The organism is Actinoplanes couchii, from assembly GCF_016862075.1.
Lineage (GTDB): Bacteria > Actinomycetota > Actinomycetes > Mycobacteriales > Micromonosporaceae > Actinoplanes > Actinoplanes couchii.
The window spans coordinates 115732-137898 of sequence record NZ_BOMG01000052.1; the positions used below are offsets into that span (position 1 = coordinate 115732).

The following is a 22167-nucleotide window of genomic DNA, read 5'->3' on the forward strand; positions in this document are numbered from 1 at the left end:
CATCGGCCGGAACCCCGGCGATGAACAGGGAATACCTCGAGATTCACGGTCGACGTAGGGTTGGCCCATGCGGGAGCGTCTGACCAACTGGGCCGGGAACATCGTCTTCGGAGCACAACGGCTGCACCGGCCGGGAAGTGTCGACGAGCTGCGGGAGACACTGGCCGGCACCACCCGGGCCCGGGTGCTCGGAAGCGGACACTCCTTCAACCGTCTCGCCGACACCGACGGCGACCTGATCTCCCTGGCCGGTCTGCCGCGCACGGTCGAGATCGGTCCCGGCCGGGCCACGGTCCGCACCGACGGCGGCATCCGCTACGGCGAGCTGGCCACCCGGCTCGCCGCCGAGGGGCTGGCCGTGCACAACATGGCGTCGCTGCCGCACATCTCGGTGGCCGGTGCGGTCGCCACCGCCACCCACGGTTCCGGCGTCCGGCACGGCAACCTGGCGACCGCGGTCTCCGGGCTGGAGATAGTCCGCGCCGACGGGACGCTCGCCGTGCTGACCCGCGCCGACCCGGAGTTCGCCGGTGCGGTGGTCCATCTCGGCGCGCTCGGGGTGATCACCGCGCTGACGCTCGACGTGGTCGAGGCGTTCGAGCTGCGGCAGTACGTCTACGAGAACCTCCCCGCCGAAGCCCTCGACGAGCACCTGGACGAGATCCTGGCGTCCGGTTACAGCGTCAGCCTGTTCACCCGCTGGACCGGCACCGGCATCGACCAGGTCTGGCTGAAACGGGCCGAGCCGCTGACCGGTGACCTGTTCGGCGCCACCCCGGCCGACGGACCGCGCCACCCGGTGCCCGGCATGCCCGCGCTGAACTGCACCGAGCAGGGCGGGGTGCCCGGCCCGTGGCAGGAGCGGCTGCCGCATTTCCGGATGGAGTTCACCCCGAGCAGCGGCGAGGAGCTGCAGTCCGAGTGGCATGTGCCGCGGACGGCCGGGCGGGCGGCGCTGGCCGCGGTCGCCGGGCTGCGCGAGCGGGTGTCGGCGGTGCTGCAGGTCTGCGAGATCCGGACGATCGCCGCCGACGACCTGTGGCTGAGCCCGAACCACGAGCGCGACAGTCTGGCCCTGCACTTCACCTGGATCGCCGACACCGGGGCCGTGCTGCCGGTGGTGGCCGAGCTGGAGGCGGCGCTGGCCCCGCTGGGCGCCCGGCCGCACTGGGGCAAGGTCTTCACCACCGATCCGGCCGGGCTGCGGGCCGCCTACCCCCGGTTCGGTGACTTCGCCGAGCTGGTCGCCCGGTTCGACCCGGCCGGGAAGTTCCGTAACGCGTGGCTGGAGTCCCTGCTCGGGGCGTGATCAGCAGCCGCAGTGCGCGCCGGCCGGGGCGGTCAGGTCGTCGACCGGGCGGCTGACGAGGCCGGTCGCGCACTGCACCGGGAATCCTTCGCGCACCCAGTACTCGTACCCGCCGATCATCTCTTTGACCTGGTAGCCGAGCCGGGCGAACTCCAGCGCGGCCCGGGTCGCCCCGTTGCACCCCGGCCCCCAGCAGTAGGTGACCACCGCGCTGCCGGCCGGGACCAGTGCGGCGGCCCGCCCGGCGATCTCCCGGGTGGGCAGGTGGACGGCGCCCGGCAGGTGCCCCTGGTCCCAGGCCTCGATGCTCCGGGAGTCGATCACCAGATGGCCCGGGGTGCCGGCCGCCAGGGCCTGCTGGACGTCGCTCACGTCGGTCTCGAAGCGGAGCCGGTTACTGAAGTGCTCGATCGCGCTGGTCATGCCCCTGATCGTGCCGCCGCCCGACCCGAATCCCCAGTGGCGCGCAGGACACCGGCCGCTAAGATCCCGCCATGCGTAGTGTCGCGGTCCTGGCGTACGACGGCATGTCCGTCTTCGAGACCGGCATCGTCACCGAGGTGTTCGGACTGCCGAGACCCGAGTTCGACTTCCCCTGGTACGAGCTGACCATCTGCGCCGAGACCCCCGGCCCGGTCCGGCTGGTCGGCGGCGCCAGCCTGCACACCGACCGGGGCCTGGACGTCTTCGCCGCCGCGGACACGCTGATCGTCCCCGGCGTCCCGGACGTGCGCCGGGAGACGTCCCCCGCGCTGGCCGCCACCCTGCGGTCGGCGCACGCTCGTGGCGCCCGGGTCATGTCGATCTGTTCGGGGGCTTTCGCCCTGGCCGGGGCCGGCCTGCTGGACGGCCGCCGGGCCACCACCCACTGGCGGTACGCGGACGTCCTGCGCCGCCGTTTCCCCGCCGTCGAGGTGGACGCCGACGTGCTCTACATCGACCACGGTGACGTGCTGACCAGCGCGGGCAGCGCCGCCGGCCTGGACCTGTGCCTGCACGTGATCCGCCGTGACCACGGCCCGACGGTCGCCAACACGGTGGCCCGCCGCCTGGTGGTCCAGCCACACCGCGACGGCGGTCAGGCCCAGTTCGTCGAGGCGCCGGTGACCGGGGATCCGGAGGACGCCCGGGTGGCCCGCAGCATGGACTGGGCCCTCGGCAATCTGGCGGCACCGATCACGGTGGCGCTGCTGGCGAGGCAGGCGCACATGTCGTCCCGCACGTACCTACGTCATTTCCAGCGCGCGACCGGCACCAGCCCGATCCGCTGGCTAATCGACAAGCGGGTGCAGGCGAGCCTGCCCCTGCTGGAGACGACCCGCACCCCGATCGAGGAGGTGGCGACGACTGTCGGCTTCGAGACCGCGGTGACGTTCCGCCACCACTTCACCCAGACGATGCGGACCTCCCCCTCCGCGTACCGCCGGGCGTTCCAGACCGCCTAGGTCCGGAAGGTCAGGATCGTCGAGCCGCCGGGCTGCACCGTCACCGACGCCGGGACCGGGCGGCCCGTTGTCGCGTCGTGGGCGGGGGCCGGCAGCGGGACCTGGCCGGGGACGTCGCCGTGGTTGAACAGGAAGAGCAGGTCGCCCCGGCGGACCGCCTCGACCTTCGGTGGCAGGCCGGGCAGCACCGGCATCACACCCGCCTCGGCGGCCACCTGGTCCAGCAGGCGGCGCAGCGCGTCGTCGTCCAGTCCCGGCGAGAGGTACCAGGCGGCGCCGAGACCGAGGCGGTTGTGGGTGATCGCGGGAGCGCCGGCCAGCACGTCGCCGGCGTACCTGACCAGGGTCTCCGCTCCGGCCGTCTCGACCCGTTCGCTCCACCGCAGTCCGCGGTCGCCGTTGTCGAGGGCGATCGACTCGCCGCCGGCCAGCGGCCGCCACTCGACCACGCGTACCCCGAGGACGTCGCGGAACGCGCCGGGATAGCCGCCGAGACGGATCCGCCCGTCCGGTTCGGCGATGCCGCTGAGATGGTCCACCACCAGGTGGCCTCCGGCGGCGACAAATTCCCGCAGGGCGGCCGCGGCCTGGTCGGAGACGAGATAAAGATGCGGAAGAATCACTATTTTGTACGATCGGAGCCGCGCCGCGAAGTCGTCCGTCCCGGGGAAGACGAAGTCGGTCGCGACGCCGGACCGGTACAGCGCCCGGTGCGCCTGCTGCACCGCCCCGGCGTAATCGATCTCCTTCGACGGCAGCCCGCCGCCCTGCAGCGCCCACCACGACGGCGCGTCCCAGGCGATCGCGACCTGCGCCGTGTTCGCACCGAGCTCCTGCCGGCCGAGCGTTTTCAGGGTGCGGCCGAGCCCGATCGCCTCCCGGAAGACCGGGCTGTCCGGGCCGGCGTGCGGCACCAGCGCCGAGTGGAACATCTCGGCCCCGCCGCGCGGCTGCCGCCACTGGAAGTACATCGCCCCGCGGGAGCCCCGGGCCAGGTAGGACAGGCTGTTGCGGGTCAGCTGGCCGGGTTCCTTGGCGTGCATCCGGCCGGGTGTGTAGACCAGGTTCGGCGCGGTCTCCATCAGCAGCCACGATCCGTCGCCCCAGCCGCGGGCCAGGTCACCGCCGAACGCGGTCTCCACCTCGGCGTCGTACCCGGAGGTCGCCGGGTAGTGGTCGACGGCCACCAGGTCCACTTCGGAGGCCCAGCGCGCGTGGTCGACGCTGACCCAGCCGCCCTGCACGAAGTTGGTGGTGACCGGCACCGCCGGGTTGGCCTCGCGCAGCAGGTCACGCTGCTCGACGTAACCACCGAGCAGCTCGTCGGAGAGGAACCGGCGGAAGTCCAGCACGTGCGCCGGGTTCGGCAGGTACTGGGTGGCGCGGGGCGGCAGGATCTGCGCCCAGTCCGAGTAGCGCTGGCTCCAGAACGCCGTGGTCCAGGCCTCGTTCAGCGCGTCCAGCTCGCCGTGTTTCTTCTGCAGCCAGCTCCGGAAGGCGGCGGCGGTGAAGTCGCAGCGGCAGTCGGTGCCGTACTCGTTGTGCACGTGCCACATCGCCAGCGCCGGATGGTGGGCGTACCGCTCGGCCAGCTTGCCGGCGATGGTCCGGGCGGCGGCGCGGTAGGCGGGGGCCGACACGCAGTAAGTGTCCCGGCTGCCGTGGCTGAGCCGCACCCCGTCGGCGGTGACCGGCATCGCCTCCGGGTGGGCCAGGGTGAACCAGGGCGGCGGCGACGCGGTCGGGGTGGCCAGGGCGACCCGGATGCCGCCCTCGTGCAGCCGGTCGAGCACCCGGTCCAGCCAGGCGAACTCGAAGCGGCCCGGCTCGGGCTGCAGATTCGACCAGGAGAAGACACCGACCGTGGCGATCGTCACGTTCGCCTGACGCATCAGCGTGACATCCTCGTCCAGGACCTCCTCCGGCCACTGCTCCGGGTTGTGGTCCCCGCCGAAGAAGATCATCTGTACCCACCCTTGACATTTAGTTTGGTCTCTAAACAAAGTATTGACCGTGCAGAGCCCCGTCAATCCATCGTTCCGTGACTCGACCAGCGCCGAGGACTGGGAACACGCCCTGATCAGTGGAAACGGCCGGCAGGGCGCGCTCTGCCACGGATCACCCACCGTGCTGCGTTTCACCCTCGCGCACGAGGATCTCTTCCAGCCGGTCACCGAACCACTGCCCGCACCGCACACCGCCCCGGCCCTGCCCCGGCTGCGGGGGCTGCTGGCCACCGACCGGTTCCGCGACGCGGCCCGCGCGGTGTGCGACATCGCGGTTCACGAGCATTCCGGGTACCGGGAAACACGCTGGATCGATCCGCTGATCGGCGCGGGAACGCTGACTTTCACCCCGGCGTCACCCGGCTCCGGTTATCAACGCGGCACCGACTTCGCCACCGGCGTGGTCCGCCAGACGTGGGACGGGGTGACCGTCGACGCGTTCGTGTCCCGGGTCGCCGACGCGCTCGTCATCCGGATCACCGGCACCGACGGGGTGGTCGGCATCGATCCGATCGACGGCGAGCCGGAGAAACCGGTCCGGCACACCGTCGACCGGCTCGGCGACGACCTGGTGCTCACCGGCACATTCCCGGGGGAACTGTGGACGGGAGCACTGGACGGCTGGACCGTGGCGGTGCGGGTCCGGCGTACCGCGCAATCGGTGTTGATCGTGGCCCGGACCGCGACCGGAACGCGCACGCCCGCCACCGCCCTGGCCGCCCTGCCCACCGAAGACTTCGACGAACTGCTGAAAGAGCACGCCGCCGTGCACCGCGACCTGTACGAACGGTCCGAACTGGACCTCGGCGGGCATCGGGCGCAGACCCTGTTCGACGCCGGCCGGTACGCGATCATCAGCAGCACCGGCGCCACCCCGCCCACCCTGCAGGGCGTCTGGAGCGGCACCTGGTCACCGCCGTGGCGCAGCGGCTGGACCATCGACGGCAACCTGCAGGCCGCCCTGCTCGCCGTGCACACCACCGGCACCCCGGAGCTGATGCCGCCGCTGTTCGACCTGCTCGACCGCCAACTCGGCGACTACCGGGAGAACGCGCGCCGCCTCTACGGACTGCCCGGCCTGTTCATCCCCGCGCACCTGGGCACCCACGGCCGGGCGAACCACTTCGGCCCGGTCTGGTGCCTCACCATGTGGACCACCGGCGCCGCCTGGCTGGCCCGCCTCTACCTGGAGCACTGGCAGCACACCGGCGACCGGGAGTTCCTGGCGGACCGGGCGCTGCCGTTCCTGCGCGAGGCCGCCGCGTTCCACCTCGGGTTCGCCGAGATCCACGACGGGCGGGCCCGGTTCAGCCCGTCCTACTCCCCCGAGAACGACCCCGGCCAGGACGGTGATCAGGCATGTGTGGACGCCACCCTGGACGTGCAGGCGGTCGGCGCCCTGCTCCGCGGCCTGCTGACGATCACCGCGGAGCTGGGGATCGACGACCCGGACGCGGTCCGCTGGCGGGCGCTGCTGGCCGCGCTGCCGGCCTACCGGATCAACGACGCCGGTGAGCTGGCCGAATGGATCGACGGGCGTTTCCCCGACAACCACGAGCATCGGCACTGCAGCCACCTCTACCCGTTCTACTACGGCGGCGACCCGGCGTTCGACGAAGATCAAGCCCTCAGAGCGGCTGCGGTACGGGCGGTGCGGGCCCGGTTGCGGTGGTGGCTGTCCGAGGCGTCCGACGAGATGGGGTACGGGCTGGCACTGCTCGGTGTGGCAGCGGCCCATCTGGGGCTGGCCGAGGAGGCGTACGCGGCGCTGACCCGGATCGGTGAGGCCTACTGGCGCCCGAACATGGTCCCCACCCACAACCGGGACCACATGTTCAACGTGGACCTGGCCGGTGGTTATCCGGCCCTGGTGGTGGCGATGCTGCTGCACAGCCGGGACGTGCGGACCGACGGTGTCGCCCGGATCGAGCTGCTGCCCGCGCTGCCGTCGGCCTGGCCGTCCGGCCGGGTCCGCGGACTGATCGCCCGGGGCCCGGTGACCGTCGATCTGACCTGGACCCCGTCGTCGGTGACAGCGGTGCTGACGTCCGCGGTGGACCGCACCGTGGAACTCTCGTTCCCCGGCGGCTCGGCGACCCTGCGGCTGGCCGCCGGAGTTCCGGTCACCGTCGACCGGGCCCGGTAGGTGGATCCGGGCCGGCGCCTGCCCCGCGCCGGCCCGGACGATCCTCAGCCCTTGACGGCTCCGATGATCACGCCCTTGGTGAAGTGGCGCTGCACGAACGGGTAGATGATCAGGGCGGGGACGATCGTCACCACCACTACGGCCATCTTGATCGCCAGGCTGGGCGGGACGGCCGAGCCCAGGCCGGGGATCGCCACCGCGGCGCCGGACGTGGACGGGGTCTGGCCGGCCAGGATGAACTGCTGGAGCACCCGCTGGACCGGCTGCAGGTCGTTGCGGTCGATGTAGAGGATCGCGTTGAAGAACGCGTTCCAGTACCCGACCGCGTAGAACAGGCCGACCACCGCGGTGACCGCTTTCGACAGCGGCAGCACGATCCGCCACAGGATCCGGAACTCGCCGGCACCGTCCATCCGGGCGCTGTCGTACAGCTCGCCGGGGATGTTCATGAAGAACGCCCGCAGCACCACCAGGTTGAACGCGCTGATCGCGGTCGGCAGGATCAACGCGAGCAGGTTGTCCTTCAGGCCCAGCCCGGTGACCACCAGATAGCTCGGGATCATGCCGGGGTAGATCAGGAACGTGAGCAGGAAGTAGAACAGGATCGGCCGGTGCCCGAGGGTGCCGGGACGGGACAGGCCGTACGCGGCGAGCACCGTGACGACCAGGCTGATCGCCGTGCCGGCGAGCGTGACGATCGTGCTGACCAGGATCGCGTCGGTGATCTGCCCGCCCGAGAAGATCACCACGTAGGCGGACGGGTTGAACTCGCGCGGCAGGAAGACGTAGCCACCGGCCTCGTTGATCGTCTTCTCGGACGAGAGGCTGGTGACCACGACCACCCAGAGCGGGACGATCACGACCGCCACCACCAGGGTGAGGATCGTGCCCTTGCCGAACTGGCCGAGCAGGGTCGGCGGTTCCTCCCAGGCCGGTCCGGCATTCTTGCGGCGGGGACGGATCGCGGTGTCCGCGCTCACGAGTTTCACGGTGTCTGCGCTCATGACTTCGAATAGATCCCTTGCTCGCCGAACCGGTGTGCCAGCTTGTTCGCGCCCACGATCAACAGGATGCCGATCACGGCCTTGAACAGGCCCGCGGCGGCGCCGACACCCCACTGCTGGACGGCGATGCCCTGGTAGTAGACGTAGGTGTCGAGCACCTCGGCCGCCTCCCGGCCGACCATCTCGCGCTGCAGCACGAACTGCTCGAAGCCGACGTTCAGCGCGTCACCGAGCCGCAGGATCAGCAGCAGGATGATCACCGATCGCAGTCCGGGCAGGGTGATGTGCCACATCCGGCGCCACCGGCCGGCCCCGTCCGCGGCGGACGCCTCGTACAGCGCGGGGTCGATCGCCGCCAGCGCCGCCAGGAAGACGATCATGCCCCAGCCGGCGTCCTTCCAGACCGCCTCCGAGGTGACCAGGAAGATGAAGGTGTCCGGGTTCGTCATGATCTCCGGGGGCGTGTACCCGGCCTGCCGCAACGTCTGGGAGAGCAGTCCCGCCCCGCCGAGCATCATCTGGAACAGCGACACCACCAGCACCCAGCTGAAGAAGTGCGGCAGGTAGACGACGGCCTGCACCAGCGTCCGGATCTTCGGCGACATGATGCTGTTCAGCAGGATCGCCAGCAGGATCGGGATCGGGAAGTAGAACACCAGCTGGAACGCGGTGATCGACAGCGTGGTGAGCACCGAGTCCCAGAACGCCGGGTTCTTGAACAGGTACTCGAAGTTCCCGAATCCGATCCACTCGCTGTAGAGGAACGCCTCGAGCGGATCGTCGCCGACGAACGGGTTGTAATCTTGGAACGCGATCACGTTGCCGAGCGCCGGGACGTAGTGGAACACCAGCAACAACAGCATCGCCGGTACGCACATGAGCAGCAGCGGCCAGTCCCGCCGCAGCCGCTGCCCGATGGACAGCTGCTGCCTTTTCGTCTTCGGTGTCGTCTTCGCCTTCGGTGGGGAAACCGGAGCGATCGGTGGGGCGCTCATCGTCCGTTGTCAGCCAGGACCTTGGCGTAGAAGTCGCGGCCCGCGTCGCCACCACCGGCCCGCCAGTCAGCGAGAACCTTGTCGAAGCTGCTGACCGGCGCCCGGCCGCGCAGGATGTCGGTGATCTTGTCCTCGGTGGGAGTCGCGAGAGCCGCCTGCTGGCTGGGGGTCTCGACCTTGATGCCGTCCCAGGGGTTCGTCTCCAGGTACTGCGCCGCGTCGTTGCCCCAGTTCACGAAGTCGGCCGCGTACGTCGGGATGTCCGGTCCGCCGACCACCACCGGCGGGCGGCCGCCGAGGAAGATGAACTGGTTGGCGAACTCCTTCACCCACAGGTCGTTGGTGACCGGGGCACCGGAGGCGTCCCGCTTGAAGTGGGTGCCCTCGATCCCGAACTGCTGCAGCTCCCACTCCTTGGTGCCGAACGGCGCCGCGGTGTAGTTGAGCACCCGCAGCAGCTCCTGCACGCGCTCCGCGCCCTGGCCCTTCTTGATGAAGGTCCACAGGATGCCGGGCCGGGTGCGCCAGCGGACCGGGTTCTTGCCCTTCTCCGAGCCGAAGACCTTCACGGCCTGCATGTTGAACTTCGGATTGATCTGTACGGCCGGGCGCCAGGTCTCCTTCCAGGAACCGCCGCCGGTGGCGTACATGAAGATCTTGCCGCCCTTGAACAGCGTCGTCACGTCACCGCCGTCACCGCTGGCGATGTCCGGGTGGATCAGCTTCTCCGCATAGAGCCGGGCCATGAACTCGATGGCCTGCTTGTACTCCGGCAGCTCCATCCGGTGCACGACCTTGCCGTCGGCCTGCTTGAGCCAGCCGTTCTCCGAGCCGCCGGCGCCGCAGATCTGCTGCACCTCCAGCCAGATGTCACCGAACGCCCACTCGCCCTTGCCGGCGTTGGTGAACTTCTTGCCGAAGTCGTACAGCTCGTCCAGGGTGGTCGGCGCCGCGATGCCCCGCTCGTCGGCGACGTCCTTGCGGTAGAACAGCACCGACGGGTAGGGCGCGTCCGTCGGGAACGGGACGCCCATCAGCTTGCCGCCCCACACCGAGTCCTGCCAGGCAGCGGTGTCCAGGCCGGCCAGCATCGGGTACGCGTTGACCTTGTCCCCGGTCAGGAACGGCCCCAGGTCCTCGAACAGGGCGGGCACCGCCTCGGAGAACCGGGCCAGCTTGGCGATCTCCCAACCCGGGATACAGGTCAGATCCGGTACGTCCCGGGCGCCGAGCATCGTGTTCAGCTTGTCGCCGTAGGTGTTGCCGTCCTGGATGCTGAAGTTGATCGTCGCGCCCATGTCCGCGTTGACCGCTTCGACCAGCTTGTTCGCGGTCGGCGGGGCCGGGCCCCACCACGGGGTGCTCGCGGTGATCGGCTTGCCGCTGGGGGCCGCCTTCTCGGTGATCGCGTCGGCGAGCGACGTCGGGTACTTCGTGTAGCCGTCGGCCATCGGCCGGACACCCTTGATGTCCGGCGGGACCAGGGTGGAGTCCTTGAACTGCGGGAGAAGACCGGCGGCCTGCTGGGCGTTGGTCGCCCCGCCCCGGGAAGCCGGCTCCTTGCTGCACCCCGCGAGCGCGCCGCCGCTCGCCATCGTGGCGGCGCCGAGGCCCACCAGCCCCAGGAAGTTCCGCCTGCTCGTTGACGCGCCCACGGCGCACCACCCTTCCGTTATGGGTTTAGTTTGGTTAGCGTCTAAACTAAGTACATCGAAGACAAGCTAACCGACGCGGTGACAACCCGACAAGAACCAATTGGGAGCGCACCCATCCCCGTGGAACGTCATGACCAAGGACTCGATGTGAAGAACACCCGACCGGCCGACTTCACCGATGTGCGCGCTACGAACCTGTCCGTGGTCCTGCACCATCTGCGCGCCGAGGGGCCCAGCTCACGGGCCGCGATCGCCGCGTCGACCGGGCTCAACAAGGCCACCGTCTCCAGCCTCACCGGCACCCTGATCGAGCAGCGGCTGCTGCGCGAGACCGGCCACACCGGCAACCGCATCGGGCGCCCCGGCACCGCGCTCGCCCTGGACGGATCCGCCTACGCGGCGATCGGCCTCCAGGTCGCCGCTGACCGGCTCACCGCCCTGGCCGTCGACTTCGCCGGCGACCAGATGCTGCTGTGGCACCGGGCCTTCAGCACCGGGGCGTTCTCGTCGGGCCGCGGCGTCAGCGCGATCACCGCCCTCGCCCAGCGGGCCGCCACCCGGGTCCGGCAGCAGGGCCGGCAGGTTCTCGGCGTCACCGTCGCCGTCCCCGGCCTGGTCGAGGAGAGCGGCACCGTCCGGCTGTCACCGCCGCTCGGCTGGTCCGACGTCGACCTGCGCGGGCAGCTCAGCGGCTCGCTGCGGCAGCCCGGGCTGGAGGTGGCGGTCGCCAACCACGCCGGGCTCGCCGCCGTCGCCGAGCTGCGGCACGGCGGGCACCCCGGGGCCGACCTCACCTATGTGACGGGCGCCGCCGGCATCGAGGCGGGCATCGTCGTCGACGGCCGGCTGCTGCACGGATCCCGCGGCTTCACCGGGCAGATCGGACGGTTCGCCCTCGGGCCGGCCGGGTCACCCACCCTCGCCGACCTGGCCGGGATCGAGCCGCTGGTCCGGCGCGCCCTGCCCGGTTACGACCCGGCGTCACTGACCGACCTGGCGCCCGCCGTCGAGCAGGTGGCGATCCTGGCCCGCGCCGGCGACAGCGGCGCCCTCGACGCGCTGCGCGACACCGGCACCCACCTGGGGCAGGGGCTGGCCCTGGTGGCGAACCTGGTCAACCCGTCCGCGATCATCCTCGGCGATCACTACGCGGCGCTGGCCGAGTGGCTGATCCCGGCCGCCTCCGCCGAACTGTCCCGGCACACCCTGACCTCCACGCACCTGGCCGCCTCGGCGCTGGGCCTGCACGCGGCGGCCCTGGGCGGAGCCGTCACCCACCTGGACCGCATCGACACCGGCACCCTCCCCTGACCATCCGCCACTCCGCCCCTCCGCCCCTCCGCGCCGCCCCTGCACGCCGCACCTCCGCACCGGACCTCCGCGCTGGACCTCCGCGTCGCCCGACACCCCGGCCGCGGCCGCCCGCCGCTCGTGTGGTGGGCGGCATCAGTGCGAGCACGGCCCGACACCCCGCCGCAACCGCACCCCGCACGGCCCGACACCCCGCCGCAACCGGCCGCCGCGCCGTGCCCCGCGCCACCCGCCGTGCTGCCCCGCACCACGCTCCGCACCGCCGGTGCCGCGCCGCAACCGGCCGCCGCGCCGTGCCCCGCGCCACCCGGCGTGCTGCCCCGCGACGGGCGGGCGGTTGCGGCGCGGCTGGTAACAATCGATGACGGAACATGCTGCTTGCGCCTTGACCGAGGCGTAACTGTGGTGCGAGCCTCAGGGAACTCCGTCCGAAACATTCGCGAAACCACTCGCGGAGGCTTCTCCCGCGGCGTTGTCGAAGCGCTTCGACAACGCCGCTCGGCCCGAAGGAACACGTTGTGACCGATTCCCCCTCTCGCATCGTCTTTCGCGACCCGCACCAGAAGCTCGCCGCGCGGGTGTCCGACCTCCTGGGCCGGCTCGATCTGGCGGAGAAGATCGCCCTCCTGCACCAGCACCAGGCCGCCGTACCCCGGTGGGGCGTGGCGTCGTTCCGTACCGGAACCGAAGCTCTGCACGGGGTCGCCTGGCTGGGCACGGCAACCGCTTTCCCCCAGGCGGTGGGCCTCGCCTCCAGCTGGGATCCGGACCTGTTGCGCCGGGTCGGCACCGCGGTCGGCACCGAGGTCCGGGCGATGCACCACCGCGACCCGGAGAACGTCGGCCTGAACGTCTGGGCCCCGGTGGTGAACCTGCTCCGCGACCCGCGCTGGGGCCGCAACGAGGAGGGCTACTCCGAGGACCCGTGGCTGACCGGGGTGCTGAGCACGGCGTACTCCGGTGGGCTGGCCGGTGACGATCCGCGCCGGCTGCGGACCGCGCCGACGCTCAAGCACTTCCTCGGCTACAACAACGAGACCGATCGCTGTCTGACCTCGAGCAACATGCCGCCCCGGGTGCTGCACGAGTACGAGCTGCCGGCTTTCCGCCCGGCCCTGGCCGCGGGTGTGGCGGTCGCCGTGATGGCGTCGTACAACCTGATCAACGGCCGGCCGACCCACTTGAGCCCGCTGATCGACGAGGTGCTGCGTGGCTGGGCCGAGGACGACGTGATGGTCGTCGGTGACGCCTACGCGGTGCAGAACCTCGCCGGTGACCAGCGGATCTCCGAGGATCATCCGGCCGGGTTCGCCGCCGCGCTGCGGGCCGGCATCGACTGTGTGACCGAGCCGGGGCCGCTGTCCGAGGAGTCGTTCCGGGTGGCGCTGGACCGCGGTCTGATCACCGAGTCCGACGTGGACAAGGCCGTTCAACACATTCTTTCGGTACGGGTACGCCTGGGCGAGTTCAGCCCCGAGGACGACCCGTACCGTGGCACCGGCCCGGAGGTGATCGACTCCCCGGAGCATCGGGCGCTGGCCCGGGAGGCGGCCCGTGCCTCGGTGGTGCTGCTCGGCAACGACGGGATCCTGCCGCTCGACCCGTCGGCGGGCGCCCGGATCGCGGTGATCGGGCCACTGGGCGACACCACGTTCGACGACTGGTACAGCGGCACTCCCCCGTACCGCCGGACCGTGCGGGGCGCACTCGCCGACCGGATCGGTGCGGCGAACGTGGTGTTCCACGAGGGCACCGACCGGATCGCGCTGCGCTGTGCCGGTGGTCTGCTGACCGCGGCGGCCGGTGACGAGGGCGGCCCGCTCCGGGTGCGCGGCGAGGTGCCCGACTCGCACCGCAACTCGCCGCACGTGCTGTTCGACGTCCTGGACTGGGGCGAGGAGATGTTCTCCCTGCGCGCCGTGGCGAACGGCCGGTTCGTCGGCGCCGACGGCCTGGGCGCCGACGACCATCTGCTGGTCAACGACCGGCCGGGCCCGAACGGCTGGGAGGTCCGCGAGACCCTCAGGTTCGAGCCGGTGGACGACGGGCTGGTGCTCCGGCACGTGCAGAGCGGCCGTTATCTGCTGGCCGGCCCGGACGGTCAGGTCCGGACGGCCGCCACCGAGGCCGCCGCGGCGACCGTGTTCACGGTGGATCTGCTGGTCGACGGGGTGGCGGCGGCCGCCGAGGTGGCGGCGACCGCGGACGTGGTGGTGCTGGCCCTGGGCAACCATCCGCTGGTGGCCGGCCGGGAGACCGCGGACCGCCGGGATCTGGCCCTGCCGGGCACCCAGGACGACCTGATGCGGGCGGTGCACGCCGCGAACCCGCGGACCGTGCTGGCGCTGGCGAGCAGCTACCCGTACGCGGTGGGCTGGGCGGCGGACCGTCTGCCGGCTCTGCTCTGGTCGTCGCACGGTGGCCAGGAGCACGGGACGGCCGTCGCCGACGTGCTGTTCGGGAGCGACCGGGCCGGGACGCCGGTGGATCCGGCCGGCCGGCTGACCCAGACCTGGTACTCGGACGCCGGGGACCTGCCGGACCTGCTCGACTACGACATCATCGCGACCGACGCCACCTACCTCTACTACCGCGGCACCCCACTGTTCCCTTTCGGTCACGGGCTGTCGTATACCGGGTTCCGTTACGAGAACCTGCGGGTCAGCGCGGCGGAGATCGGCCCGGACGGCGAGGTGACGGTCACGGCCGACGTGGTCAACACCGGCGACCGGGCCGGCGTGGAGGTGGCGCAGTTCTACACCCGGCAGCAGCGGTCCCGGGTCAAGCAGCCGCTGCGGCGCCTGCGCGGTTACCGGCGGCTCGCCCTCGGGCCCGGCGAACGGTCCACCGTGGAATTCCTGCTCCCCGCCGCTGAGCTGGCCTTCTGGGACGTCACCCGGTCGCGCTGGGTGGTCGAGGAGGCGGTGCACACGATCGCGGTGGGCCGGTCCGCGACCGACTGGCGGCTGACCGGGACGCTGCGGGTGGCGGGTGAGCGGATCCCGGCCCGGTCGCCGCGGTCCCCGCTCCGGCTGATCGACAACGACGGGTACGCGGGAACCGTCCCGGTGGCGGTCGCCGAGAACCGCGGCGAGGCGCTGCGCAGCGGGCACCCGGGCGCCTGGGCGGTCTTCGACGGGATTGATTTCGGCCAGGGTGTCACGACTGTCCGGGCCCAACTGGCCGCCGCCGAGGAGCTGGGCGAGGTGGTGCTGCGCCTGGACGACCCGATCTCCGGGCCGGTTCTGGCCAGCCTGCCGGCCGTGGTCGGCGCCGAACCGGTCCAGGTGTCGGCGCCGGTGTCCCCGGTGTCCGGGGTGCACGACCTGTTCGTGCTCTTCGAGCAGGGCGGCGTGACCGCGACCGCCCTGACGTTCGATGATTGACCGATGAGTTCTCCCGGGCAGGCGCCGGCGTTCGCGAGCGTGGTCGGGTGGGTGGCGGTGTCGCCCTGCTGGACGGCACCGCCACCGATCAGAGCAGAACGCCGGTGACCGTGGTGCCGGTGCGGGTGACCTGGTAACCGACGGTCTCGCCGCTCCAGAAGACGAACGTCAGGGTCACCGGGGCGCCGTCGGTCACCTCGGCGAAGAACTCCGGCGTCAGCTTGATCGCCCCGGCCGGGTAGTCGGGGCTGAACGCCCGGTCGAACTCCTTGTAGGCGGTCCAGTTGTGCGGGCCGGCGAAACTCCCGTCGGCGTAGGTGGCGGTCATCGTCGCGAGCCGGTCGCCGTTGAACGTGGTGGGCACGGTGAACGTGTCGGTCGTGCCGGTGCTCGGCTGGACCACCGGGCGGTCGGAACTGATCACGTCGAGTCGCCACGGCACCCCGCAGGAGAATCGGAGGGACAGTGACGCTTTCACCCCGTACCCGGCAATCGTGGTCAGTTTTTGCAGCAACCCCGCGCTGAGCGTGAGGCGGTCGCCGGACACCTGGTAGTCGGGTCCGCGCCGCAGGGTGGTGTCGCCGAGCCGGACATGCGTGAAACCGGTGCCGTTGGGGTTGATCGTGATGGTGCGCGCGGTGACCGGCGCGGACCGCCGGACGAACAGCAGGTCGCTCTCGGCGGTGCCGCTGCGCGTCCGCCAGCTGGTGGAGATGTGGGCGAACAGCTCGGCGTCACGCCAATTTCCGGCCGTACGGTCGAAATGCTGCCCGTTGTCCCACAGCATCGTGGTGACCCCGGCGGTGCGGGCCAGGTGGCCGAAGAGCTCGAAGAACTTGAGCTTCTCGCCCTGTTCGATGGTTCCGGTGTGCCGATCGAAACCGAGCAGACCGTATTCGCCCAGGATCACCGGGATCCCCTTGCTGATCAGGCTGTCGGTGAGCCGCTGGAAGGTGCCGAGCATCTCGGCCCGGGCGGTCTCGTCGAAGCGGTAGCCACCGGCGACGTTGACGCTGAACGGCCAGTACCCGTAGTAGTGCACGGTGGCGATCAGGTTCGGGTCGTCCAGGGCGGCGAACTCGGCGGTCAGGGCGTCCAGCCGGCCCTGGTCGGCGTTGGTGTGCAGGGTGGGCAGGACCAGGAACCGCTTGCCGTTGCCGCCGCCGGTACCGCGCACGATCCGGTGGAAGGACGCGTTCAGCTCGGCGAGCAGAGCGTAGTTCTCGGCGTCGCCGGAGCTGCCGGCGAACTGCGGTTCGTTGACGCTCTCCAGCAGCAGTCGCGACGAGGTGTCCCGGAAGGCGGTGACCACCTGGGTCCAGATCGCCTCGTAGCGAGTGAGCACGGCGTCGTGGTCGGCCGGCATCGTGTTGATCCACTGCCACGAGTCGTGGTGGATGTTGAGCAGCACGTAGAAGCCCTCGTCCAGGGCCCAGTCGACCACCTCACGGACCCGGGCCAGGTAGGCGGGGTCGATGGTGTGCGCCGCGTCCTGGTGCTGGCCCCAGGTGACCGGGATCCGGATGCTCCTGAAGCCCTGCGCCCGGATGTTCCGCAGCAGCTCACGGGTGACCCGCGGGTTGCCCCACGAGGTCTCGTCGTCGCCGGTGGCGTCGAGGGTGTTGCCGAGGTTCCAGCCGGGCTGCATGGCCCTGGTGATCGCGGCGGCCGACCGGGCCGGAGCCGCCTGGGCAGGCCCGGGAAGCGCCAGTCCCGCGGTGATCAGGACGAGCGCGAGCAGCCTGCTGAGTAGTCGCGACATGACGCTCCTAGTAGCGAGGACGCGCGGGAATTGGGAGCGCTCCCGCATTAACCTGGGCAGACTATGTTCGGGCGTCAAACTATGTCAATGAATCGATGGAGGCGGGCCGCCTGCCGGTGAGCGGGGGATGCGCTCCTCGCCGGCGGACGGCCCTCGGTGATCCACCGCACCGACCGCCGCGTCGTCGAAGGGTGAGCCTTTCCGGTGATCCCATAAAAGGCGACCGCATCCGGTCCACTGCACCGAGTACTAGCCTCCGTGCATTCCACCAAAAGGCTGATCCACCTGATCCAGGCCTTTGTGGAGAACCGTTTCAGCCACGTTCGCAGGAAATTGCCGAGAAGGACTCGGGCGGTGAGGCACGGCCTCGTGAGCTGCAACTTTGCAAGTTGCAGCGCTATCATCCCAAGGGCATCCCTCCAAACTGGAATTGGCACGTCGAATTCGGCGCAACGCATTGTCGTGACGCTATTGCTCTCCGTACTCTGTTGGTCAACTGTCATCGACCTGCATAAGTACGATGCAGCGGGCCGAGCACTGTCACGGGGCTCGGAGGGGAGCAGCCATGCTTGTCAAAGTCCTCGACCAGATCACCGACGACGAGATGCACAAGGCCGCTTGGGAGCTCTACGAGCGAGCGCTGGGTGAGATGCGCGCTCTCGCAGTGCAGCGGCACCTGATGTACCAGTCGGAGTTCGACGAGGTCATGACCGACCGGCGGGTCGAGAAGTACGTCTGCATCGACGAGGAGGGCACCCTGGTCGGGCTCTCCACGTTCAGCAACGACCTCTACGCGGTGCCGTTGATCTCACCGGAGTACTTCGCCCACAAGTGGCCGGAGCTGTACCAGCAACGTCGAATCTGGTACGCCGGATTTGTCGCGGTGGACCGGGCCTCCCGGTCGTCCCGGGCGCTTCTGGAGCTGATGGAGGCCATGTTCAACACCGCCTCCGCCAAGAACGGCATCATCGCCCTCGACTTCTGCCGGTACAACGACGTCAAGCGGAACATGGGCAAGGCCACCGAACGCATCCTGAACCGGTTCGCCGGCGGCACGATGCGCGCCGAGCGGATGGACGAGGAACAGTTCTGGGCCTACGAGTTCCCGGCAGCCGCGTGAGAAGTACGGGCTCAGGCCATCGGCTCCCTCCACATCGACCACAACGGCGGCCCGTCGGGAAGATCGATCACGGACCGGACCCGGTATCCGTGTCGTAGGTAGAGGTCACGGTTGCGGGGATCGTTCGCCTCCAGATAGGCGGGGATCCCGGCCCGGTCGAGACGTGCGTGATGCCGGTCGAGCAGGGCGCCCCCGACGCCCCGGTTCTGCCGGCTCGGCCGGACCGCCAGGAAGGCCAGGTAGTGGTGGGGCTCGATCGGGTGCTCGGCTTCCAACGCGGCGTCGAGCAGGTGCACCCGGTCGGCCGCCTCCGCCGCGGCCTCCTTGACCCGGCGATCGTAGTCGGCGGGCGGCGGGATCAGCGACGTGAGCGGGAACCAGAGCGCGACGCCGTCCATCCGGCCCGACTCGTCGGTCATGCCGTAGACCTCGCCGTACTGGACCGCGTACTCGACGAAGATCTCGAAGTAGCGCGGCGAGTGCTGCCGCCGGGCCATCGGGTCCGGCAGGAGCCAGCGGGCGACCGGGCCGTCCCACATGGCATCGGCCACGAGTTCGGTGATCTCGGCGGTGTCCAGCGGCGAAACGTGCCGGACCACGAGTTCCTGAATTGCGTGGGTCATCAACGTTTCCCTACCTGATCGATTGGCCTGATCGGATGCACCTGACTGGCGCCGGCGACCGCGTGCGAGTGCGGCTTGCTGAAGTCCGCGAGATCGAGCAGCGCACGGCTGCCCCCGCCACCGCGGCCGATCATCGCGTAGTTGTGCGGCCACACCCGTCGCATGATCATCGCCCAGAGGATCCCGAGCACCGCGCAGACCGCGTAGGCGACCGGGAAGACCCAGCGGAACGGCGAGCCCTCCGGCACCTGGAGGATGTCGCCCAGCCCGATGACGGTGGCATCGAGCACCACACTGAGCAGGAAGAACGCCACGATCGGCGCCAGCATGCCGCGCCAGATGTTCTCTCTGCCCGGGTTGCGCAGGAAGAACGCGACGACCGCCGCCGAGGCGCTCCACATCAGAATCAGCACACCCAGGCCACCGATCGTGGTCAGCCAGGCGAACAGGTACACCAGCGGGTCGGCGTCCAGGAACGAGTAGAAGACGATCACGGCGAGAGCCAGGATGCTCTGCGCGATCGAGCCGACCACCGGCGCACCCGTGCGTGGATGTGTGTAACCCCAGATCCCCGGAAGCACACCCTCCCGGCCCAGAGCGAACTGGTACCGCGAGACCGCCGCGTGGAAGGCGAGCAGCGCGGCGAAGATACTGGTCATGAAGAGCAGGTAGCCGATGCTGACCAGCGCCTCGGGCACGTGCGGCGTGATCAGGGTGAAGACCAGGTCGGTCTTCTCCTCCGCGGCGACCGCCACGATCCGGTCCGGCCCGGTGGCGACCGACATCGCCCAGGCCGAGGCACCCAGCAGCAGACCCGCCGCGATCACCGAGAAGTGGGTGGCCCGGGCGATGGTCCGCTTCGGGTCCTTCGCCTCCTCGGAGAGCACCACGGTGGCCTCGAACCCGACGAAGCCGGCGATGGCGAGCACCATCATCGCGGCCACTTCCGGGGTCAGCAGCTGAGCCGGGCTGAGGGTGTCGAAGGTGACCTGACCGCCGGCCGGGTTCGCCACCATGATGAAGTCGTAGACCAGCACCACCGCGATCTCGGCCGCGAGCAGCGCACCGAGCACCTTGCCGCTGAGGTCGACCCAGAGGATGCCCAGCACCGAGACCAGCGCCCAGGCGACCAGGGCACAGACCGCCCAGGACGTCGTCAGGCCGAACGCCTCCAGCACCCCGGCGGCGACCACCCCGAACAGACCGAACAGACCGATCTGCATCATCGCGTAGGCGGGCAGCGCGACGAAGGCGGCGGCCACCCCGAGCTCCCGGTTGAAACCGTGACTGATGTACGAGTAGAAGGCGCCTGAGTTGACGATGTGCCTGCTCATCGCCACGAAACCGACGGTGAAGATGGACAGGATCGCGGCGACCACCAGGTAGACGACCGGTGCGGCGGTCTGGCCGATCACCGCGTAGACCGTCGAGATGCCGCCGATGACCACGGTCAGCGGGGCCGCACCGGCAACACCGAAGAAGACCACCGACGGTACGCCGAGCCGGTTGCTGGCCAGCGCACGGGAGATCAGGTCGGGCTCGGCCGATCGCCGGCGCCGCTCCGTCAGCAGATGCTCGGCCCAGTTGCCGACGTTGTCACGCCGTCGCTGATGACGACCCGCCGGACTCACCGGCGACCGACCGTGAGGGCCGAACCCACCAGGGACTCGGTGCACTCCACGATCTCGCGGAGGTCGCTGGGCAGCGAGGCGATCATGCCCGGCAGCGCGTGGTAGATGTGCGGGTAGTTCTCGAACCCGTACATCACGTGGCGGGTGAGGCCGGTCGCCACCACGACACCGACCAGCGTCCGGTCCGGCAGGTTGAGTTCCATCCCGCGGACCAGGATGTTGGCCACCCTCGTCGAGGCCCAGGCAGCGGCGTTGCGCTGACGGGCGGTGTTCGGCATGTAGAGGACCTGGGTGCTGCCGAGCATCCGGCGCTTGGTCACCATCTCGACGGCGCCCACCCGCATCAGGCGCTCGGCCACCCGCAACCCGGCGTCCTGCGCCAGGTAGGCCATCCAGGTCCGCATGTCCCGGTGCTGCGGCTGGGTGTTGAGCAGATCGAGGATGTCGTGGTTGAGCGCGTCACGGGGAGGTCGTTGGTCCAGGACCAGTAACTCACCGTCGTTGATACCGACGCGGCCCTCCAGAACCAACTCCGCCAATAATGCGGCAGCCAGCCCCAGGCCGGTCGCACGAGGATGCAACCGGGACCGCCCGGTGCGGTCTTCGTGTGCGATCAGGTAATACTGGTCAGCCAACACTGCGTCACGCCCCTTAGACGCAAGTTCCATTGATCATTTCGCCAAAGTAGGAAACAAGACAGAACTCGATGTCCGCAGCATCATGTACCCAACACCAAGGTCAATACAAGAAGTACTAGACTTCTTATTCAGGCCCCGCTGCTGAGTGAGTGCCATAAGTGATCATCAGAAATGGCGATCATGAATGAACAACTCGATCATGGGGTAGCGGTCGTAATATCGACTTCATCAGGACCGATGGGAGTCCAGGTGTCCGATATCGAGGGTCCCACGCTGCGACGCCGCCGATTGGGGGCGGAGCTCAAACGATGCCGGGAAGCCGCCGGCCTCACACAACAGGACGTGTCGCGCCATTTCGAGTGGCACTCCGCCAAGGTCACCAGGATCGAGACCGCCCGGGTCGCGGTCACCCCGCGCGACGTCCGTGACCTGCTCACCCTCTACAACGTGCGGGACCAGAGCTATCGCGAGGCGCTGGTCGAGCTGGCCCGGATGTCCCGGGAGCGGACATGGTGGACGGACTACCGCGACATCATGCGCCCCGGCAACTTCGTCGGGCTGGAGGCCGCCGCGTCGGCCGTGCGCGCCTGGGAGCCGGTGATCGTTCCCGGACTCCTGCAGACGCCCGCTTACATGCGGTCACTGATGAAAAGCGGACGGCCACTGGATCCCGAGGAGCACATCGACCGTCGCATCGCGTTACGCCTCACCCGTCAGGGCCGGCTGCGCAGCGAGCGCCCGCTGGAGTTCTCCGCGTTCATCGACGAGTCCGTGGTGCGCCGGGTGATCGGCGGCGAGGACGTCATGGCTGACCAGCTGCGCCATTTGATCGAAGTATCTAAATTGCCTAATGTGTTTCTGCGTATTCTCCCACTCACCGTCGGTGAGCACCTGTTCCTCGGCGGCTCCGTCACTCTTCTGGAGTTCCGAGAGACCACCCATATGGATGTTGTTTATATGGAAGGCCTTGCGGGAGACTTGTACGAGGAACAGCCAGACATGGTTGACTGGTATCGACAGGAGTTCGAGCGATTGAGCGCGAAGGCGCTCGACCACCGCACGACCATCAAGATGATCGAGAGCCTGCTCGTCGCTTAGCACTCCCCGAGAAAAGTCTCAGAAAGGGAGGTGCTTGT

General features: G+C 69.7%; 16 protein-coding genes. 7 read left to right on the top strand and 9 right to left on the bottom strand.

Going from position 1 to position 22167, the window contains the following annotated elements:
- The first annotated feature begins 67 nt into the window (after positions 1 to 67).
- A complete protein-coding gene (locus Aco03nite_RS20555) occupies positions 68 to 1309 on the top strand; it encodes a D-arabinono-1,4-lactone oxidase (RefSeq protein ID WP_203796991.1) in 1242 nt (413 codons plus the stop codon).
- Here Aco03nite_RS20555 and Aco03nite_RS20560 read toward each other — a convergent pair whose 3' ends face one another.
- Positions 1310 to 1732: a rhodanese-like domain-containing protein gene (locus Aco03nite_RS20560; protein WP_203796992.1), complete on the bottom strand. Its 423-nt coding sequence runs from the start codon at positions 1730 to 1732 to the stop codon at positions 1310 to 1312. It abuts the gene before it with no gap.
- A 71-nt stretch (positions 1733 to 1803) separates the two neighbouring features.
- Between Aco03nite_RS20560 and ftrA the strand changes: the two genes are divergently transcribed.
- Entirely contained in the window at positions 1804 to 2754 is a 951-nt protein-coding gene (ftrA, locus tag Aco03nite_RS20565; protein WP_203796993.1) for a transcriptional regulator FtrA, read from the top strand.
- Here the strand turns inward: ftrA and Aco03nite_RS20570 are convergent.
- Positions 2751 to 4718 (bottom strand): beta-galactosidase, encoded by a 1968-nt coding sequence (locus Aco03nite_RS20570; RefSeq protein ID WP_203796994.1) that lies wholly within the window; start codon positions 4716 to 4718, stop codon positions 2751 to 2753. The genes ftrA and Aco03nite_RS20570 overlap by 4 nt on opposite strands.
- Positions 4719 to 4767: 49 nt before the next feature.
- On the opposite strand from Aco03nite_RS20570, the gene Aco03nite_RS20575 reads away from it, so the two are divergent.
- Positions 4768 to 6906: a glycosyl hydrolase family 95 catalytic domain-containing protein gene (locus tag Aco03nite_RS20575; protein ID WP_203796995.1), complete on the top strand. Its 2139-nt coding sequence runs from the start codon at positions 4768 to 4770 to the stop codon at positions 6904 to 6906.
- Positions 6907 to 6950: 44 nt separating this feature from the next.
- Here Aco03nite_RS20575 and Aco03nite_RS20580 read toward each other — a convergent pair whose 3' ends face one another.
- From Aco03nite_RS20580 to Aco03nite_RS20590, 3 genes are read right to left on the bottom strand one after another with little or no spacing between them, the layout of a single operon-like run.
- Positions 6951 to 7910 (bottom strand): carbohydrate ABC transporter permease, encoded by a 960-nt coding sequence (locus Aco03nite_RS20580; RefSeq protein WP_203796996.1) that lies wholly within the window; start codon positions 7908 to 7910, stop codon positions 6951 to 6953.
- Positions 7907 to 8905 carry an ABC transporter permease gene (locus Aco03nite_RS20585; protein WP_203796997.1) on the bottom strand — a complete coding sequence of 333 codons (999 nt, stop codon included), beginning with the start codon at positions 8903 to 8905 and terminating at the stop codon, positions 7907 to 7909. Before Aco03nite_RS20585 ends, Aco03nite_RS20580 begins: the two co-directional genes overlap by 4 nt.
- The gene (locus Aco03nite_RS20590) at positions 8902 to 10560 is read right to left on the bottom strand and encodes an extracellular solute-binding protein (protein WP_203796998.1); all 1659 of its coding nucleotides are present in this window, start codon (positions 10558 to 10560) and stop codon (positions 8902 to 8904) included. Before Aco03nite_RS20590 ends, Aco03nite_RS20585 begins: the two co-directional genes overlap by 4 nt.
- Positions 10561 to 10707: 147 nt before the next feature.
- Between Aco03nite_RS20590 and Aco03nite_RS20595 the strand changes: the two genes are divergently transcribed.
- Both Aco03nite_RS20595 and Aco03nite_RS20600 read left to right on the top strand, forming a co-directional pair.
- A complete protein-coding gene (locus Aco03nite_RS20595) occupies positions 10708 to 11871 on the top strand; it encodes an ROK family transcriptional regulator (RefSeq protein ID WP_203796999.1) in 1164 nt (387 codons plus the stop codon).
- A gap of 518 nt (positions 11872 to 12389) precedes the next feature.
- A complete protein-coding gene (locus Aco03nite_RS20600; RefSeq protein ID WP_239145307.1) occupies positions 12390 to 15257 on the top strand; it encodes a glycoside hydrolase family 3 protein in 2868 nt (955 codons plus the stop codon).
- Between the two features lie 88 nt (positions 15258 to 15345).
- Here Aco03nite_RS20600 and Aco03nite_RS20605 read toward each other — a convergent pair whose 3' ends face one another.
- The gene (locus Aco03nite_RS20605; protein ID WP_239145308.1) at positions 15346 to 17019 is read right to left on the bottom strand and encodes a cellulase family glycosylhydrolase; all 1674 of its coding nucleotides are present in this window, start codon (positions 17017 to 17019) and stop codon (positions 15346 to 15348) included.
- A gap of 565 nt (positions 17020 to 17584) precedes the next feature.
- Here Aco03nite_RS20605 and Aco03nite_RS20610 point away from each other — a divergent pair.
- Positions 17585 to 18139 carry a hypothetical protein gene (locus Aco03nite_RS20610; RefSeq protein WP_203797001.1) on the top strand — a complete coding sequence of 185 codons (555 nt, stop codon included), beginning with the start codon at positions 17585 to 17587 and terminating at the stop codon, positions 18137 to 18139.
- Positions 18140 to 18150: 11 nt separating this feature from the next.
- Here the strand turns inward: Aco03nite_RS20610 and Aco03nite_RS20615 are convergent, their stop codons facing one another.
- Genes Aco03nite_RS20615 through Aco03nite_RS20625 form a run of 3 tightly spaced genes read right to left on the bottom strand, consistent with a single transcriptional unit; the run spans position 18151 to position 21031 of the window.
- Positions 18151 to 18762, bottom strand: a complete 612-nt coding sequence (locus Aco03nite_RS20615; RefSeq protein ID WP_203797002.1) for a GNAT family N-acetyltransferase — start codon at positions 18760 to 18762, stop codon at positions 18151 to 18153.
- Positions 18762 to 20393: an APC family permease gene (locus tag Aco03nite_RS20620; protein ID WP_203797003.1), complete on the bottom strand. Its 1632-nt coding sequence runs from the start codon at positions 20391 to 20393 to the stop codon at positions 18762 to 18764. The genes Aco03nite_RS20615 and Aco03nite_RS20620 overlap by 1 nt, the downstream gene beginning before the upstream one ends.
- Positions 20390 to 21031 (bottom strand): GOLPH3/VPS74 family protein, encoded by a 642-nt coding sequence (locus tag Aco03nite_RS20625; protein ID WP_203797004.1) that lies wholly within the window; start codon positions 21029 to 21031, stop codon positions 20390 to 20392. Before Aco03nite_RS20625 ends, Aco03nite_RS20620 begins: the two co-directional genes overlap by 4 nt.
- Positions 21032 to 21280: 249 nt before the next feature.
- On the opposite strand from Aco03nite_RS20625, the gene Aco03nite_RS20630 reads away from it, so the two are divergent.
- Complete coding sequence (locus Aco03nite_RS20630) at positions 21281 to 22129, top strand: helix-turn-helix domain-containing protein (protein ID WP_203797005.1); 849 nt, start codon at positions 21281 to 21283, stop codon at positions 22127 to 22129.
- Positions 22130 to 22167 lie beyond the last annotated feature (38 nt).

Bases quoted from the DNA above. Each gene is read 5' to 3' on its own strand.
- Aco03nite_RS20555 (WP_203796991.1), top strand. From the start codon at position 68: ATGCGGGAGCGTCTGACCAACTGGGCCGGGAACATCGTCTTCGGAGCA.
- Aco03nite_RS20560 (WP_203796992.1), bottom strand. From the start codon at position 1,732: ATGACCAGCGCGATCGAGCACTTCAGTAACCGGCTCCGCTTCGAGACC.
- ftrA (WP_203796993.1), top strand. From the start codon at position 1,804: ATGCGTAGTGTCGCGGTCCTGGCGTACGACGGCATGTCCGTCTTCGAG.
- Aco03nite_RS20570 (WP_203796994.1), bottom strand. From the start codon at position 4,718: ATGATCTTCTTCGGCGGGGACCACAACCCGGAGCAGTGGCCGGAGGAG.
- Aco03nite_RS20580 (WP_203796996.1), bottom strand. From the start codon at position 7,910: ATGAGCGCAGACACCGTGAAACTCGTGAGCGCGGACACCGCGATCCGT.
- Aco03nite_RS20585 (WP_203796997.1), bottom strand. From the start codon at position 8,905: ATGAGCGCCCCACCGATCGCTCCGGTTTCCCCACCGAAGGCGAAGACG.
- Aco03nite_RS20605 (WP_239145308.1), bottom strand. From the start codon at position 17,019: ATGTCGCGACTACTCAGCAGGCTGCTCGCGCTCGTCCTGATCACCGCG.
- Aco03nite_RS20610 (WP_203797001.1), top strand. From the start codon at position 17,585: ATGCTTGTCAAAGTCCTCGACCAGATCACCGACGACGAGATGCACAAG.
- Aco03nite_RS20615 (WP_203797002.1), bottom strand. From the start codon at position 18,762: ATGACCCACGCAATTCAGGAACTCGTGGTCCGGCACGTTTCGCCGCTG.